14 protein-coding genes are annotated in these 17,993 nt (G+C 49.2%); 8 read left to right on the top strand and 6 right to left on the bottom strand.

Annotated features, from left to right (window positions below; genetic code table 11):
* Positions 1-9 precede the first annotated feature (9 nt).
* Positions 10-831 (bottom strand): biotin/lipoate A/B protein ligase family protein, encoded by an 822-nt coding sequence (locus ABNN70_RS08405; protein ID WP_129928674.1) that lies wholly within the window; start codon positions 829-831, stop codon positions 10-12.
* Positions 832-1,117: 286 nt separating this feature from the next.
* Here ABNN70_RS08405 and ABNN70_RS08400 point away from each other — a divergent pair, with 286 nt between their 5' ends.
* The 5 genes from ABNN70_RS08400 (at position 1,118) to thrB (ending at position 8,324) form a co-directional block, all read left to right on the top strand.
* Positions 1,118-4,150, top strand: a complete 3,033-nt coding sequence (locus tag ABNN70_RS08400) for a DEAD/DEAH box helicase (RefSeq protein WP_353947535.1) — start codon at positions 1,118-1,120, stop codon at positions 4,148-4,150.
* A gap of 1 nt (position 4,151) precedes the next feature.
* A complete protein-coding gene (locus ABNN70_RS08395; RefSeq protein WP_129928676.1) occupies positions 4,152-4,706 on the top strand; it encodes an SWIM zinc finger family protein in 555 nt (184 codons plus the stop codon).
* 342 nt (positions 4,707-5,048) lie between these two features.
* A complete protein-coding gene (locus ABNN70_RS08390) occupies positions 5,049-6,335 on the top strand; it encodes a homoserine dehydrogenase (RefSeq protein WP_129928677.1) in 1,287 nt (428 codons plus the stop codon).
* Between the two features lie 4 nt (positions 6,336-6,339).
* On the top strand, positions 6,340-7,401 hold the full coding sequence (gene thrC, locus ABNN70_RS08385; RefSeq protein ID WP_129928678.1) for a threonine synthase: 1,062 nt from the start codon (positions 6,340-6,342) through the stop codon (positions 7,399-7,401).
* Positions 7,398-8,324: a homoserine kinase gene (thrB, locus tag ABNN70_RS08380; protein ID WP_353947534.1), complete on the top strand. Its 927-nt coding sequence runs from the start codon at positions 7,398-7,400 to the stop codon at positions 8,322-8,324. Before thrC ends, thrB begins: the two co-directional genes overlap by 4 nt.
* A 202-nt stretch (positions 8,325-8,526) precedes the next feature.
* On the opposite strand, the gene ABNN70_RS08375 is transcribed toward thrB, so the two are convergent.
* Positions 8,527-9,363: a MurR/RpiR family transcriptional regulator gene (locus ABNN70_RS08375; RefSeq protein WP_353947533.1), complete on the bottom strand. Its 837-nt coding sequence runs from the start codon at positions 9,361-9,363 to the stop codon at positions 8,527-8,529.
* A gap of 101 nt (positions 9,364-9,464) precedes the next feature.
* Positions 9,465-9,743 carry a chorismate mutase gene (locus ABNN70_RS08370; protein ID WP_353947532.1) on the bottom strand — a complete coding sequence of 93 codons (279 nt, stop codon included), beginning with the start codon at positions 9,741-9,743 and terminating at the stop codon, positions 9,465-9,467.
* Between the two features lie 260 nt (positions 9,744-10,003).
* Here ABNN70_RS08370 and hisC point away from each other — a divergent pair, with 260 nt between their 5' ends.
* The 3 genes from hisC (at position 10,004) to serA (ending at position 14,361) form a co-directional block, all read left to right on the top strand.
* Entirely contained in the window at positions 10,004-11,092 is a 1,089-nt protein-coding gene (gene hisC, locus ABNN70_RS08365; RefSeq protein ID WP_353947531.1) for a histidinol-phosphate transaminase, read from the top strand.
* Between the two features lie 460 nt (positions 11,093-11,552).
* Positions 11,553-12,722 (top strand): alanine--glyoxylate aminotransferase family protein, encoded by a 1,170-nt coding sequence (locus ABNN70_RS08360; RefSeq protein WP_353947530.1) that lies wholly within the window; start codon positions 11,553-11,555, stop codon positions 12,720-12,722.
* Positions 12,715-14,361, top strand: a complete 1,647-nt coding sequence (gene serA, locus ABNN70_RS08355) for a phosphoglycerate dehydrogenase (RefSeq protein ID WP_353947529.1) — start codon at positions 12,715-12,717, stop codon at positions 14,359-14,361. Before ABNN70_RS08360 ends, serA begins: the two co-directional genes overlap by 8 nt.
* A 168-nt stretch (positions 14,362-14,529) precedes the next feature.
* Here the strand turns inward: serA and ABNN70_RS08350 are convergent, their stop codons facing one another.
* From ABNN70_RS08350 to budA, 3 genes are all read right to left on the bottom strand, one after another.
* Positions 14,530-15,708, bottom strand: a complete 1,179-nt coding sequence (locus tag ABNN70_RS08350; protein ID WP_353947528.1) for an HAD hydrolase-like protein — start codon at positions 15,706-15,708, stop codon at positions 14,530-14,532.
* Positions 15,709-15,813: 105 nt separating this feature from the next.
* Entirely contained in the window at positions 15,814-16,746 is a 933-nt protein-coding gene (locus ABNN70_RS08345) for a group-specific protein (RefSeq protein ID WP_129928685.1), read from the bottom strand.
* A 476-nt stretch (positions 16,747-17,222) separates the two neighbouring features.
* A complete protein-coding gene (gene budA / locus ABNN70_RS08340; protein WP_353947527.1) occupies positions 17,223-17,948 on the bottom strand; it encodes an acetolactate decarboxylase in 726 nt (241 codons plus the stop codon).
* Positions 17,949-17,993: the final 45 nt, after the last annotated feature.

Here is a 17,993-nt window from a genome sequence, read left to right as displayed (position 1 = left end):
CCGGATGATTTATCTTTTCCAGTTCCAGGCATCCGTCTCATATTTTGTCCGTGCAAGTATCCGAACCTGTTCTTCTTCCGCCCGTGTGATGCCTTCTGTCTCCAGTTTTATGCCAAGGCCCTGCTCAAACCCTTGATAAAAAGCCTGTTTCACCTCATCCAGAGTGATTCTCCGGCGGGCAATCTCATCAATCGTCACGGCTTTGTGCAGAAAAGCCTGCCTGGCGCGGTCGCGGACCCGATTGTTCGGGTAGATGAAACAATCGAAGAGTTCTTCCCTGTCGATATCAATCGGGATAGATCCATGCTGAAGAATCATCCCTTTCTGCCGCGTCTGAGCACTTCCTGCTGCTTTTCTGCCTTCAACAACAAGTTCATACCATGACGCCTCTTCAAAGCAGACGGGTGAATGACTGTGGCTTTTTTTCTTTTCAGGTATGGCAAGTTCTGCGTGGAGGCCAAGATGGCTGAACCCTTTGAGCAATCCCTCTGAAATCAGTCGATAGGCACCGACAACACTTCCCGGCATATCCGGATCATCCTCCGGTATCAGGACACTGTAAGTCAGTTCATGATGATGAAGTACAGCCTGCCCGCCTGTCAGCCGGCGAACCAGTTTGATTCCGTGACGCCGGATTCCCTCGCTGCTGATTCTTCCTTTTGTTTTCTGAAAATAGCCGATGGAAAGGCCGGGCGGATCCCATCCGTAAAACCGGAGAACCGGCTTTTTTCTGCCGCCTGCTCCGCGATTCAGAAGATATTCATCAAGGGCCATATTATAGGCCGGGGTCTGCCTGCCTGAATCCATAAAAGACCAGTGATCTGACTGCATCTTATCGTTTCGCCCCCAGGGGCAGTCCATAAAATGTTAGCGCTGCCATTATTCTGATTCTCTCACGTCGTCCTTCTCCTCTATCATATCAGGAATTCCCCGTTAAGGGTAGCAGAATCATAGCAGCACGTCTTATCCGGCTGAACTTCCCCTTTAAGGGTCTGTATCATTGAAACATGGGATATGTTAAACTTAAAGGATAGATCATTTATGACGTTGCCGGTTCGGGAATTGCCCGACAGCTGCATCTTAAGGTTGTTCCGAAGTGAAAAGGAGATTATTGTACGTGAAGTGTTACCTGCAATTGACTTTCATCCCTCAGATTGAAAAAGAGCAGAATTTTTTTCTCTGGCTGACAGATGAAAACGGTCATCCGCTGCCGTTTCCGGGAACCGGTGAAGCGGAAGAAGCTGGACCCGAATGGCTGAAGGCAGGGTCGCCTTACCATCTGGTCCCGGCTCAGGCGTCCTTTATCAGCACCGACCGTACGTATCCGGTGTCCGGCGCTCTGTCAACAATGGAAAACGTTTACCGGATGATCCGTCATCTGTGCCCGGCAGAACGGGTTTCGGATATAGCACCCGGCCAGACCATGCAATGGTTCGGTCATATCGCCGAAGCTGTATCACTGATCATTGATCAGGGTCAGTTCTATCCGTATATGTATCACCTGGAAGATGCAGACCGAACCCGCAGCTACTTCTGCACCTGGTTGCCTGTCCCGGGCCCCCTTCTTCAGAGCGGGCTTTTTTCTGACTGGCTCAGCCGGCTTCCCCATCTGTCCTTCGAAATTGCCGACCTGCAGGATGAACGCGTGCAGCAATGGCTCTATCTCATTGTCATTTACTGGATGAATGCCCTTATCCGGCATCATACTGCCGCTTCTGAAATGAAGGGTCCTGATCACCTGACCGGACGACTGGAAAGATCTTTTCCCTTCAATTTTTCGGAAAAACCGTGGATCACAACAGCTGATCCGGATCAGATTGAAAAACTGAATCTTCTGGAACTCGAAGTTGCCGAATGGGTGGAGCCGGCAGCCGGAAAAGAGTCCCGTAAATGGATAGCTGCACTGATCAATTTTAAAAAGAAGCAGAATAAGGAAAACTTTCTCCCAGACAGGCTGACTGTCTCACTCGAACCGGACCATCCGGAAGATCCATTTTCAGCCAATACGCTTTGGGCTTATGATGTCCACGTGTTCGGTACCCAGGACGGAGAACGACTCGAAAAACCACTGGAGGCATTTCGGAATACCATCGCACTGGCAGGCAAAAAATGGCTGGATAAGCAGCTGAAACAACTGAGCGATGCAGTTCCCGAAAAAGTGATGCAGCTGTTTGAAGGTTCGGGTCGCGGATACCTCAGTTCTCCCGACATCTCCGAACTTTATCAGCAGAAGGGTACACTTGAGACGTATGCTGTCAGGCTGCTTTTCCCGGCAGATCTGAAAATCAGTGACAGCCCCGACACAGTATCTGTTGATCTGAGTATTCATTCAGCGCCCGGACAGGATGGATCACTGTTCAGTCTTGCCTCATTAATCAGTTACGACTGGCGGATTTCCATAGGCGATCTTCAGCTGTCAGCTGAAACGTTCAGACAGCTTGTGAAAGCCAATCAGTCCTTCATCCGCCATGGCAACAAGTGGATTCACCTGCCCAGACTCAAAATGGAGAAGGCCTTTCAGGAAATCAGCGACGCCATGGAGTTGTTTGAAAACCGGCCTGATGTCGCAGCAGCTCTGCGTCTGGAAGCGGTAACGCGCAGAAAGCGGAACCGGCTCACCCACATACGCATGACAGCCGATCTGGAAAATTATTTGAAAAATATCCTGAAAAAGCCCTCACGTACCGTTCCTGTTCCGTCAGGATTTACAGGCGAGCTCCGTCCCTACCAGAAAAAGGGATATACCTGGCTCGTCAACCTGCGACGGAGACATGTCGGCGGTTGTCTGGCAGATGATATGGGGCTGGGAAAAACGGTTCAGGCCATTGCCTATCTCGATTATTGCCGTCAGCTTCCTTCAAAGGAAGCACCGGATACCCCGTCCCTGATTATCTGTCCGACCTCGCTTGTTGCGAACTGGAAACACGAATTTAACACTTTTTCACCCGGGCTCGACATTTATATACACCATGGATCCGCCCGACTTCACGGTGATCGGCTGATGCAGCGGATCAGACAGGCCGATGTCGTCGTAACCAGTTATACGATTTACACCAAAGAGGCCTCCTGGTTTGAGCAGATCGTCTGGCGCAGCGCGATCCTTGACGAGGCTCAGGCGATCAAAAACCCGCACGCACAGAAAACACGTGCCCTGAGAACCATACGATGCGCGCACAGACTGGCTTTGACCGGCACGCCGATTGAGAACAGGCTTGAAGAACTCTGGTCCATCATGGATTTTTTGAATCCCGGCTATCTCGGTACGCTGGAACGGTTCCGCAGACAGTTTATCCGTCCGGTAGAGAAAAAGAACAGCCGCACGCGGGCAGCAGATCTGACCCGGATTATTCAGCCGTTTATTCTGCGCCGGGAAAAAACGGACAAACGGATCATTCGTGATCTTCCTGATAAATTTGAAACCAAAAAAACCTGTTATCTCAGTAAAGATCAGGCTTCTCTTTATCAGTCTATTGTCAATCGGCTGGAACAGAAAGTCAGATCTGCCGGCGGTATTCAGAGAAAAGGACTGATCCTGTCCGCGCTGACCCGGCTGAAACAGGTCTGTGATGACCCGGCCCTGATTATGAGTGGAGAGGGCGGTAAAAAAGCATCGGGAAAACTCGCACTCTTTTATGATCTTTTGGATCCGTTGTTCAGCCGCGGGAAAAAAGTCCTCGTTTTCACCCAATATGTCGGGATGGGAGAAAAATTGCTCCATGAAACGAAAAAAAGATATCCGGACGCTGATATCTCTTTCCTTCATGGATCTCTTTCGGCCAGAAAGCGGGAACAGTTCATCCGCAAATTCCAGGAAGATACCCAAGGCCCTGCCTGTTTTATCCTGTCCCTGAAAGCCGGTGGTGTCGGGATTAATCTGACAGCCGCAAGTTACGTCATTCACTATGACCGCTGGTGGAATCCGGCCGTCGAAGAACAGGCGACAGACAGAGCTTACCGTATCGGCCAGAAACATAATGTACAGGTGTATAAATTAATCTGCAGCGGAACACTTGAGGAAAGGATCGACCAGCTGATTGAACAGAAAAAGACACTTCAGCAGCAGATCCTTAATAAAGGAGAAGGCTGGGTGACCGAACTGAGTGACAGTGAAATTTTCGATCTGATTCGATTAAGAGAAGGCGTGATGTAAAGTGAAGGGGCTCATTTCGATACATGATCCTCAGCTGGCTGACTGGCTGATCCATTTTTCCGGGACAATAGACCGTACAAAATTCAGCAGAGGTTATGATTTTTGCCGCCGTAACCGTGTATGGGACTACCATGCTTCACAGACATCGATCCACGCCAATGTTGAAGACCGTCATTCGGAATTTTGCCAGGTCGATATCAGATGGGATGCAGCCCGCAGTGATCCTGCCGGCCCCCTCCCCCGGTACATGGACAAAAGAACTTTCCATTGCAGCTGCGGCGGAGAGCTGCCCTGTGAACATATTGCAGCCGTCATCATTTACCGGATCTCCGAGCTCGATAAATCAAAAAAGGTGCAGAAAATCTCTGCTGTTCTGCCTGTCAATGATGATTTTGAATATCAGAGGATGCTCTCTGTATTCGGAAAACAGATAAAAAAACAGACGCCTGCTTTTACCCGGTTTGATCCATCGAAACTCCGGATCCGTCCTGATTTTCAGAAGGAAGCCTGCCGTCTGATTGAAACCGCCATGAAGAGCATGCGCGAAGATCCGTGAGCTCCTGTTTTCGGATGGCTTCAGGTCGTAACAAGGCAAGCTCCCTCTCCCGGGCAGTAAGTCACCATCCCCTGCCGGAAAACAGATGTGGTCCGGGCCTTCCTTTTTCCTGCGGCAGTGTGCTAAACTATTTTTAAACCCATTTTTTCGGTATGACACGCCTTAACACGACAGGCATACGGATTTTAAAATGATTTTGCCATTAAGTGAATCTTGTTGTCTCTTTAGCTTCGGGTTATAATGCAAGATATATATAGACAAAAAGCGCTTTCCGCCACCCGGAAATCAGCGAAAAGCGCGGGGATGACCGGATAATCGCAAGTGTTACGGGGAGTGATGGGATTGGAAAAAGTAACTGTGGGGCTGCTTGGTTTCGGTACAGTAGGCACCGGTGTTGTCCGACTGTTGACCAGGGATCAGGAAAGACTGAAGAAGAGAACCGGTTGCAGAATTGATTTAAAAAAAGTTCTGGTCCGCAATAAAAACAGACCCAGAAAGGTGCTTATTGACAATCGCAAGCTGACAACCGATATTTCAGATATACTGGATGATCCGGAAATTGATATCGTTATTGAGCTGATCGGTGGAGTAGACAGAGCCTATCGCTATATTCTGCGCGCACTCCATGCCGGAAAAAATGTGATTACAGCTAACAAAGACCTGATGGCCACTTATGGTGAGGAACTCCTCATGTCAGCCAGGGAAAGGGATTGCGACCTCTATTACGAAGCCAGTGTGGCAGGAGGTATCCCCATTCTCAAAACCCTGACGGACAGTCTGGGGGCCGACCGGATCCGGAAAATGATTGGTATTGTCAACGGAACGACCAATTATATACTGAGTAAAATGAGTCATGACGGGCTGTCTTACGAAAAGGCCCTTTCATCCGCTCAGGCACTCGGTTTTGCCGAAGCAGATCCCACATCGGATGTTGAAGGTCTGGATGCCGCAAGAAAAATGGTCATCCTCAGCCACCTCGCCTACTCCATTCCAGTGACGATGGATGATGTGCGGATTGACGGCATTACCAATGTCACGCGTGAGGATATTATTTATGCCCATAAACTGGGCTATACAATCAAACTCGTCGGTATATCAGAAGTCAGCAATGATGAAATTGATGTACGGGTTGCACCGACACTGTTACCGGATGATCATCCGCTTTCGTCTGTAGATAACGAAAATAATGCGATCTACGTATACAGTGAAGCACTTGGTGAAACGATGTATTACGGGCCCGGCGCAGGTGAAGGCCCGACTGCAGTCTCCGTGATCTCGGACCTGATGTCCATCGTGCGAAACATCCGTCTGGGCGTAACAGGAAAACATATTTTCCTGCCTAAGAAAGAAATGCATGCCCGAAAAGAAAGTCAGATGGAAAGCCAGTTTTTTGTCAGGCTGCATATTAAGGACGAGCCCGGCTCTTTTTCAAAGCTGACCGACTTATTTAAAGAACAGCATATCAGTCTTGAAAAGCTGTATCAGGAACCCATTGCCGGTGATCAGGCAGCAGAGGTTTCCATTATCACCCATAAAACCGGCAAGTTACTTTTCGAAAAATCTTTTGAAAAATTAAAAAGTCTGGATGTTGTGTTAAACATAAAATACTTTGGCGTTGAGAGGGGATAAGCAAATGGTCTGGAAGGGGCTTATGGAAAAATACAAAGATGTCCTGCCTGTGACAGAGAAGACACCACGGCTGACCTTACTGGAGGGGAATACACCCCTGATTCCGCTGGACAAACTATCAGAACAGCTGGAATGTGAGATCAGTGTGAAGTTCGAAGGGCTGAACCCGACCGGAAGTTTTAAAGACCGCGGGATGTTTCTTGCCGTTGCTAAAGCAAAAGAAGAAGGGGCTAAAGGAGTCATCTGCGCATCAACAGGAAATACATCTGCTTCAGCTGCTGCATACAGTGCCCGCGCAGGTATGGACTGCATCATTGTGATTCCAAAGGGAAAAATTGCGCTCGGGAAACTGGCCCAGTCGGTCATGTACGGTGCCCGTATTTTTGAAGTCGATGGCAATTTTGATCAGGCGCTTGACATCGTCCGGTATACCGGGGCTCACTCTGAATATAAAATTGTGAATTCAATCAATCCTTATCGTCTTGAAGGGCAGAAAACAGGTGCCTACGAAATTGTTGAACAGCTGGGCGGTACAGCCCCGGATGTTCTTTGCATCCCGGTAGGCAATGCGGGCAATATCTCTGCTTACTGGAAAGGATTTAAGGAACTGCGCGACAAGCGGCAGATTGCCCCTCCGGAGATCCACGGTTTTGAGGCAGAAGGAGCTGCCGCCATCGTAAAGAACAAGGTGATCGAGCATCCCGAGACGATCGCGACTGCCATCCGTATCGGCAATCCGGCCAGCTGGAAACTGGCCGTCGCTGCTGAAAAAGAATCCCATGGTGAGATTGATTATGTGACTGACATGCAGATTCTGGAAGCTTATAAGCGGATAGCCCGGACAGAAGGTGTATTTGCCGAGCCGGCTTCCTGTGCTTCGATCGCCGGACTGATCAAGCATATCAGCGCAGGTAAAATCAAAAAGGGATCAAAAATTGTCTGCATCCTGACCGGAAACGGACTAAAGGATCCCGCTACCGCTATGGACACGCTGACTATTGAACCGACTGAGATCGGTGCGGAAAAATCCGCGGTCGTCGATTCACTCCGGCAGGTGGCAAAATGATACATCCTCCCGCTTTCCAGATCAAAGTTCCGGGCAGTACGTCCAATCTCGGACCAGGTTTTGATTCAATCGGTATGGCCGTCAATCGTTATCTTGTGCTGGATGCCCGGCAGGCAGACCGATGGCAGTTCAACTATGTGGATCAGCCTGACTTTCATCCTCCTGTTGCAGAAAATCTGATTTACAGGACAGCGAAAAAGCTTGCAGAACACTTCCAGGCATCTCTTCCTCCCTATGAAATCACCGTGCACAGTGATATTCCCCTTGCACGTGGTCTGGGAAGCAGTGGTGCAGCAATTATTTCCGGGATTGAACTGGCTGACTTTCTGCTTGACCTGAAGCTCAGCATAGAAGAAAAATCATGGCTCGCCTGCCGCACCGAAGGCCATCCGGATAATGTCACAGCCTCTCTGTACGGGGGGCTTGTGATATCCACCCAATCGGCTGCGGCTGTCCATTCGGTTAAATTGCCCGTGCCTGATTTTGATTTTGTCACACTGATTCCTGATTTTGAACTGAAAACCAGTGATGCCCGTCATGTCCTGCCTGATGTCCTTCCCTTCCATCAGGCTATAGAAGGCAGCAGTGTGGCTAATGTACTGATCTGCGCTCTCTTGAGTCATAACGGCAAACTGGCCGGTCAGATGATGGAGAGTGATCATTTTCATCAACCGTACCGCGCGAAACTGATTCCCGACCTCGAGGGGATTTCTTCTCTTGCGAAGTCAGCCGGTGCATTCGGCACTTTCCTGAGCGGAGCCGGTCCGACCGTGATGTGTCTGGCTCCTCAGGGAAAAAGTTCCGCCATAAAGGAAAAACTGCAGACAGCTTTCCCAAATGACATCTGTGTCACCCTGCACCCCGTTTCAGAAGGGGCTGTTTCCAGGGTGACCGAAGCGGTGCCACGCACAAAAGATCAATAACAGACCTGACCCGGACACATAAAACTCCCTCTTCTGCCAATAATAAGACAGAGAAGGGAGTTTTTTTATGAAAGTAAAAATTGGCTGGGGCTTTATCTTTTTCTTTGCATGTTTACTGGGCATCTTATATGTTGTCTATCTCGTTGTCCATTCCCACTAGATGCTATTGCAAACGTTTCCAAAGCAATCATTTATGAACACTCTAACTCTGGAGAACAACACGTTCCTGCTCATTATGGCGGTCTTTCCTGACACGTCGCATCACGTTAACAAAAAGGGCATCGATCAGTGTTAATTGTGCCGCCCGGGCGACATAAGATTCTGATCTGTAGTCGGCAGATACAGACACCGTGTGAAGAGACACATCCATCAGATCACTGAGTGCGGACTTCATAAATCCGGTCAGACCGATTGTCGGGCTCATCTTTGACTTTGCCGTTCTGGCAACCTGAAGCAGGTGCTTATCGGACGCTGAATACGAGATAAAAACGGCCGCATCACGTTCACCCAGCTGAGAAGCCGAAAGCATCTGGAACTCATTATCCGACGGAGCAAAAGTCATCATGCCCGCCCGGACAAATTTACGGTGGGCTTCCTGAGCCATCATCGCCGAACCGCTGCTGCCAAAGAAGGCAATACGCCTGGCACCGGACAGGATTTTTACCGCCTGCTTAAAATGATCGCTGTTCAGGATCTGAAACGTGTTCTCAAGCGTGCGGATATTATCTCTGAAGACATGATCGGCAAGCAGCATCTCTTCGTCGCCGTCAAACCTAACCTTTTCCTGTTCAAGATGGCGGCTTTTGGCGATGTCTGCCGCCAGAACAATTTTCATTTCCTGGAATCCCTTGAATTCCAGCCTCCTGCAGAAACGGAAGACCGTCGCGTCAGCTACTTTAATTCTCGCCGACACCTGATTAATACTGCTGTGCACCGTCTCTTCCGGGTCGTTCAGAATATAATCGGCAATCCTTTTCTCCTTTTCGCTCAGGTGCGGGTATGCCGACTGAATGCGAATCAGACATTGTTGCTGTGTCATCATTCTTCCCCTCCCTATTTATATCATATCTTTATTGTACATCAAACGCTTACATTTGAAAATAATTTTCTGTAAACGTTTGCTGAAATTAAACAAAATATTTAATCTGAATCGCTTTTCTTTTCAAGATGCTTGCTGATTTCAAAGATTTCACCAAACAGTTTTTGCAGAGAGGCGGTAGGAAACGGGCCTCTGTTTTCCTCTGCAATCCGGTTCAGTATTTCCTTTTCACGCAGCGAATCGGTGTAGGCGGTCCCTGCTGCCTTTTTTTCTTTGCCCACCTCCCGAACAACACGGGCCCGCTGATTCAGTAATCCGATCAGTTCTCTGTCAATAGTATCAATCTCCCTGCGTAATTGCCTCAGACGATCTGCCGTCACTTGCCGTCCCTCCCGCTTCTGCCGCGATAAAATCAGTATGAACACAGATTATAAAAAAATGTCATTCAAGTCAATGGGCTCGTCCGATAACTTCATTCGCCCTTATGTCAGGTCTCTTTACATAGCAGAACCGGCGTGTTTAAATTGAATCATGAAGGTGGCCATTCTGCACATTTCCCGAAAACGGCACCTTTACCCAAAAAAGGGCAATCATCATACATATATCATATCGGTTAAATGATTAACAGGGAGTGTCTGACATGTTTAAAAAAAATCTCGCTCATCTGCGGGCTTATGACCCGGGGCCGTCTCCTGATGAGATAAAAAAAGCATATGGTCTGGATCATCTCGTCAAACTCGACGCCAACGAAAATGTTTATGGATCTTCACCTGAGGTAGCCCGGGCTATCGCTCAGGCAGCCCTTCTCCCTGAGCTGTATCCGGACTGCCAGGACAGCGCTTTGAGGCAGGACCTGGCGAAGCGGCTCAACATTAATGAAAACCAGTTGCTGTTCGGACTGGGGCTGGATGAAATTATTGTGCTGGTCAGCAGGGCTTTTCTTGCTCCCGGAGACAGTATCGTCATGGCATGGCCGACGTTCTACGAATATTACTGCCATGCGCAGATTGAAGGGGCACAAACGCGCAAGATCCCCTGCAACAGGGAAGGCAGGCACGACCTTCAGGGCATGCTCGACGCGATTGATCAGACCACCAGAGTCGTCTGGATCTGTAACCCGAATAATCCGACGGGCACCTATGTCACCGGCAGAGAACTTTACGCCTTCGTGAAGCGCGTACCGGGCGATGTGCTCATCGTCCTGGATGAAGCCTATATCGATTTTGTCGTTGCAGAAGATTTTCCCCGGTCACTTGAATGGATAAATGATCAGGAAAACGTACTTGTCCTGCGCACCTTTTCAAAATCATACGGTCTTGCCTCCTTCCGAATCGGCTATGCCATTGGCCGGCGTCGCGTGATTGAAGAAATAGAAAAAGTCAGGCCACCGTTTAACAATCCGCGGCTAAGCCAGATCGCAGCCTTCGCCGCCCTCCAGGATCAGGCCTTTAAAGAGGCCTGCGTACGAAAGAACAGAGAAGTTCTCGATATGACATACGCTTTTCTGGACAGGAAAGAGATCCCTTATTTTCCTTCCCAGGCGAATTTTATCTTTGTAAAAACGGGGCATGCCAAAGCCGTACAGGAGATCTGCAAACGAAACGGTTATCTGATTCAGGCCTTTGAAGACGGGGTCCGAATCACGATTGGAAAAATGAATGATATGAAGGGCCTGCTGCCCGTCCTTGAACAGGCGATGAATGAAACCCTGTCCGAACCCAGTTTGTGAAACCCGGTAAACATTTTTGAAAATATTTTTCTTTACAAACTGCCAAAATGCTGTTACAATTTGTACACAATTAAAATAACAGTGATGAAGAAGATAACAGGCTTTGGAAAGGTACAGACAGAGAGCCGGGAGTGCTGGAAACCGGTGTATGTTTCTTCAGCTTTAGCCCTTCGGAACTGATCGGCTGAATGTTTCAGTAGGCCGGTCCGGTAGAAAAATCTGACCGTTATAGCGTAAGGAAGGCCGTTTGCAATGCAGACGGTAAATGAGGGTGGCACAGCGATAATCACGCCCCTCGCAGTGAGTTTATGCACACTGCGGGGGGCGTTTTTATACTCTAAGGGCAATGTTCATGCTATATACTGGCTGATTCGGGATACCGGCCGGATCGAGAATCAACAGACATGGCGGGCAGAACCTGAGCAACAAAAAACAGAGAAGAGAAGGGATGAGTTAAATGATGAGCAACCTGTTTCTTGATCAAACGTATTTGTTCACACCGGGTCCGACTCCCATACCCAATCGAGTAAATGCAGCAATGGCCCGACCGATGATTGGCCACCGCAGTCCGGATTTTTCCGTTCTCATTGAAGAAGTGGCCACTAAACTGATGCCGGTTTTTGGTACGAAACACCCGGTACTCGCCCTGACAAGCAGCGGTACTTCGGCACTTGAAGCCGCCGTTGTCAATACGGTTGCCGCGGGCGAACACGCTGTGGTGATTGTGGCCGGATCCTTCGGTGACCGATTCGCGACAATCGCTGAAAACTACGGCGTTCATACGCACCGGCTGAATATTGAATGGGGCAAATCCTGTTCTCCGGATGAACTGGCAGCTTTCCTCGACAAACTGTCAGGAACACCTGTAAAAGCCGTATTTGCCACCTTCAATGAGACGTCAACGGGTGTGCTGAATCCCATTCATGAACTGGGCAAGGTGGTCCGTAAAAAAACAGACGCTCTCTTTATCGTCGACGGCGTCAGCTGTATCGGTGCGGTTCCGGTAGATATGGAAGCCGATCAGATTGACCTGCTCGTCACAAGTTCACAGAAAGCCTTGATGCTGCCGCCGGGGCTGGCTTTTGTTTCCTTCAGCGACCGGGGCCTTGAGGCCATTAAGGCCTGCCCTGAAAGAAGATTTTATCTTGACCTGAACCGGTACGTAAAAGCCTATGAAGAGCAGAAATCCACACCCTTCACCCCGGCTGTTTCGCTGATTGCCGGAGCCCGTGAAGTCTGCACGATGATTGAAGAAGAAGGCTGGAACCATGTCGTCGAGCGTCATACCCTGCTCCGGGACATGATGCGTGCCGGCATCCGCGGGCTGGGTCTGCCGCTTCTGACAAGCGATGAAGATGCCTCTCCGACCGTCACCGCGGTTCAGCCGGAAGACATTCCTGCACCAGACATTCAGAAAGCATTGAAAAAAGATTTTTCGATCACCATAGCCGGCGGTCAGAAGAAACTCAAAGGAAAGATTTTCAGAATCGGGCATATGGGGTACTGCACACCCTTTGATGTGCTTAAAGTGCTGAGCGCTCTTGAACTGACACTTGCAAAACTGGGTCAGGAACCACAGCTTGGTGTGGCAACGAAAAAAGCAGAGAAGGTGTGGATCCAGCATGTATAAAGTTATCGTTACCGATCCAATAAATGAAACAGGATTAAAAGCGCTATTTAACCATCCCGACGTCCAGGTTGATCAGCGTCCGGGACTGCCCCGGGAGGAACTGGTCCATGCTATCAGCGGTTATGATGCCCTGATTGTCCGCAGTCAGACACAGGTGACACGCGAGATCATTCAGGCAGCCGATCATCTGAAGGTGATTGCCCGCGCCGGTGTCGGTGTAGACAATATCGATATCGATGCAGCTACGGAAAAAGGGGTAATCGTGATCAATGCTCCGGCCGGTAACACGATTGCCGCAACGGAACATACCCTGGCCATGATGCTTGCACTTGCCAGGAACATCCCGCAGGCGTACGGTTCCCTTTCTTCGGGAACATGGGACCGCAAACGGTTTAAGGGTGTAGAACTGTACCAGAAAACGCTCGGCGTTGTAGGCATGGGACGCATCGGGACAGAAGTCGCGAAACGGGCAAAAGCCTTCCGGATGAACATACTCGCCTATGATCCGTTTCTCACTGAAGACCGGGCAAAAAAAATGGGGGTCACTAAGTCCGATCTGGACACGATTGCGGCGCAGGCGGATTTTATTACGGTACATACTCCGCTGACCGCTGAGACTCGAGGTCTGATTGATGCCGGCTTTATGGCGAAAACCAAAAAGGGCGTTCGGTTCATTAACTGCGCCCGCGGCGGTATCATTGATGAACAGGCACTTGTAGATGCCGTAAACAGCGGCCAGGTGGCGGGAGCCGCCATTGATGTTTTTGAGCATGAACCCCCGGCAAACACAGGGCTTACGCAAAATCCCAAGATTATTGTGACGCCGCATCTTGGCGCCTCAACTGCCGAAGCTCAGGAGAAGGTAGCCCAGTCGGTCAGTGAAGAGATTGTCGGAATTTTTGAAACGGGAAGTGTCCAGCATGCACTGAATCTTCCGCATATCTCTGCTGCCGTTCAGCAGAAAATCAAGCCCTACCTGACATTAAGCGAACAGATGGCTGAGCTATTGATGCAGATTTTCAAAAAAGCGCCCAAAAAAATTACGATCAATTATTATGGCGAACTTTTTCTGGAAGATACCGGACTCCTGACCAGACAAATCATTAAGGCTCTGCTCTCATTTTATCTGGATACATCAATCAACATCGTTAATGTCATGCAGGTACTGAAGGCACACAGTCTTTCTTACAATGTACAGAAGAATGCGGCGCATAAAGGGTTCACTAATTTTATTGAACTCGAAATCGAACATGACGGTGAAAGGGCGACCATCGCCTGCACCTATCTGCCGGGATTCGGCGGCCGTATTGTTTCCATTAACGGTTATCGTCTGGATATGGAGCCTGAAAAATATTCTCTCTACATCACCCATAATGACGTGCCCGGCATGATTGGCAATGTTGGATCACTGCTCGGCAAAGATCATATCAATATCGGCAGCATGTATGTCGGCCGGCAGGCGGTTGGCGGGAAAGCGGTGATGATCCTCACTGTAGATAAGCCCGTTTCCGGGAAATCAGAAAGGAAATCCTCTCCCTTCCGGATCTGGATGATGTTCAGTTCGCGGAAATTGACGTTCCGGAAAATGACTGATCAGGTTCTGATTTCTCGTTCCCGCCGGACAATTTTACAGAACTAGAAAAAATCCCCTTCGACATCCGGAGGGGGTTTTTTCTGTACTTTTAAACGGCATATAACTTTTAAGGAAAAAAGGTTCAGAAAAACAAAATCCCCGGTGGCAGGGATAAATCTCGATCGGCTCAGCCGCCGGAGGCTCCACTTTGCTGAATTTTCTTAACAAAACGGCTTATTTATTCAGCTTTTCAAAAACAAGATCTTCCATATCGGCTATGGAATCAAGAATGTAATCTGCACCGTGTGCTTCAAGTTCCGGCTTTGCTTTCTGACCGGAGAGACCGGTCAGAACACCGGCGAAGCGGCAGCCCAGCTGACGGGCGCAGAAGAGATCGGCAAGAGAGTCCCCGACGATTAACGTCTCCTTCCCATCTGCAAGTTTTTCCGGTTTCCTTACCGTCAGTGCTTTTACATCGCTGTCCTTTCCATAACGGGCGAGCAGATAGGTAAATGGATGCGGCTTGGCAAGCGGGGCTGCATCGTATTTTTTTTCTGCCATAAGGACGTCATCGGCTGTCGCTATGTGATTCTCATCGAGCAGTTCCAGCCAGTGCAGATAACCAAAGGGTCTGAAGGTTTCAAGATGCGGTCGTCCGGTTGCAATACCGATCTTCACTCCGCTATCAGAGAGCCGGCTGAACAACCGGCGAATCCGCGCCGGATCTGCCAGTGTCCGTTCTTCATTCATGAAGCCCTCTTTCCCTGTCTGTACGGAAGGCATACCTGTTGCGGCAAGTACATGATCATCACCAATATACCATTCCTGGGAAGCATGTTCCCCGATATGCCATAACGCACTTTTCGGCCTGAAAATGTCCGTTTCCAGTCCCAGACGTTTCCCGGCGATCTGATTCAGATAGAGGATGATGCCCTGACGGGTTACCTCTGTATCGGCAAAATCAGTCATAAACTGAGAGAAATCAGGCTGAACCGGATATTTCCGGAAAAGCGTTCTGAACTGATCGAGTGACGCCCTGTCGATCGGTTTCTGAAACCACTTTTTCGCCTCCTCGCGTGCATCTTCCGGCAACTGTGCTGTTAAGTGAATCAGCTGCACGGAAAAAGTGACGTAAATCATATCCCAGTTTGCATTCATGCCTCTGGATTTCATAAAGTTTAATACATCATCGTTTAGAAAAATGTTCGCGCGAATGCCAGCAATTTCACGGTCGCTGTACCTTGTCTTGAACTCATGCGCCCTGCCGAGTCCAAGATAATGATCACTTAGCAGCAGCTCCCTGACCGTCAGCGCCGAAGCGTCAAAGTAGCGTTCTTCACTCAGGAAAACCCCGTCGACATCAAATAAAATTGTTTTTATCATTTTCCCCTGTTCACCAATCCCATCACTCATTTTGAACACTGCACTTCATGTCTTGCTTCAGTCATCGTTGTCCGTCCCGGAGTGGTCTGAAGGGCTCAGAAAAGTGTCAGAAATTGCTGCCGTCCTGTCCGTCGCTCAGTGGAGAGATAAAGCACGGCCGTTTTGAGCGATAATGACCCAGTTTTGACCCCCGTTTTCCGTCATATAAATATTTCCACCTGCTGTGATCAGAACAGCCTCCTGATGACGTACGGGATTCTGCTTTATTTGAATTAGCCGGTCGCTCTCAACCGAGCCGATATCCAGATGAATCGCCTTATCCTCATCGGGAATGATGCTGTAGAGCGCCGTTTCATCCCCTGAAGTACCCGCAAGCAGTGTCTGGCGGCTGTTAAATCCGTATGACACACTGGTGACGTTCTCACCTTTCAGCATAGCAATACCCGTCTTTCCGCCATCCGAAGTCAGATAAAGTCCCCGATCTGTTGCTACAGCAAAATTTCTGTCGTTCCCCGGGTCAATCGCCAGTTGCTGCGGATTTCCTTTGATCCCTTCCAGCTGTTGGTCCTCCCAGGAGTTTCCTGAATCTACGGAGATGGACAACTGATCTCGGCTCAGGTGACTGATTGCGTGCGACTTGTAACCGGCAGCCCAGACTCCCTTACCGAGCCCTGCAGGCAACTCATTCTTTGTAATGACCTTTCCATCCGCTATGTATTCAATCGTTTTTCCAGTGATTCGGAAATAACCGTTATCCACCGGAAGGAAAAAGGTCCCTTTCGTTTTGTTCTCAGAACTCCTGCTCCATTTCCCGTCATGGTAACCGGCAAGGCCCGAGTCGGATGCGACCCAGAGCTTTCCGTTCTGCGTGTAGCCACTGCCTGTAATATGTTTGAAGTGAAGACCTGAGTTGTCCCCTGTCACCGCCTGCTTCACCACATAAATCAGCCAGACTGCAAAGCCGGCCAGTAGCAGAATGAGTGCGATTTTAGCAACAAAGAGCCAGAATACAAGTTTAAAACTCTTCCTGTCTGATCCGTTTCCTGATACCTTTTCTCTGTTTCCCACTTTTTTAGCCACTCCAGTAAAAATTGGTATTCAATATTTTGCCCTGTATCCATTCTTACATGATCCGGAAGAGATCTCAACTGAATCGTTTTCACCCATCGGCACGGGAGTGATTCTCTGCCGTCAAGCAGGTCAAAAGAGCCAGCTCTCACCAAAAATCGTCACCCGCTTTTTGCAATCACCGTTTCCCCGGGATCAGGCCCATCCGGACATCCGGCAAGTCCTGCCCTTCAATCACAGGTGATATCATGGTTATTCACACTTTTTTCCTCCGAATGATCAGGATGATGGATCTATATAGAATTATACTAAATGTGAAGCAGGAAAAGAATCATCTGGCACCGGCCCTCGCGCAGGTCCGAGGAAGCATACCCCTTTTTTCATCCGGTGCGGCACCAGTCGTTTGACCGTTCACGGTATAAAAAAGCCCGGTGTTACCGGGTTTAAATGCATCATCGTTCTGTTTGCGGGCCGACTCAGCCCTCAGTCACCTGAATTTCTTTTTCAAGATCATTTCGTGCCAGGTCGGCTTTCAGGAAAGATTCGGTATGAGGGGTATACAGACTCTGATGCGTCTTCTGATCAATCAGCAGCGTGCCATGGTCAAGGACATAATCAAGCACATGGCCTCCCCCCTGTTTCTCTTCGTCGATGAAATGAAAATGATAACCCGCAACCGCTATGCCCTGGGCGAAAGCAGGCGTCCAGAATCCGATAATCGTCCCCTTTCTGTTTTCAAAATCAAAAACAGGCTGGGTTTTTACCGCTTCTGTCATCGGCACCGGCTTCTCCTGATAAGCGACGGTCCGTGTCCGTACTTCCCTGAACACACCGTCAATCCGGTAAGCATAGAACAGATTATCACTCGGTACCAGCCGGTGCAGTTCCTGCTCAAATTCCGCTTTATTTAATGGCTTATCGAAATTTTTTTTGATTTGCGGACGGAAGTGAGTCAGCGAGCAGAAAGGCGTCTTGTCTTCCGGTTTCAGCGGTGTGGCCGTCCCGTCACCACGCAATCGATAAAATTTATTGTCAAAGCCGATCATTTCTCCGTCGAGATGTTCAAATGTTCCAATACCAAAGTCACCGTGTTCCTTAATTTGATGATAGTTCATAGCCCCTTCATAGACACCTGCGAGCAGCGAGGTCATTGTAGAAAGCTGAAAAACTTCTCCGGTTTCTTTGTTTCCTTCACTTGTCACAATTAAAATCTCCTTTACAAAAAATGGTCACTGTATTTCGAGTGC

The sequence above is a fragment of the Sporolactobacillus sp. Y61 genome (assembly GCF_040529185.1).
Lineage (GTDB): Bacteria > Bacillota > Bacilli > Bacillales > Sporolactobacillaceae > Sporolactobacillus.
The sequence above is the reverse complement of the archived record's forward strand: the minus strand, read 5'-3'. Positions and strand labels throughout refer to the sequence as shown.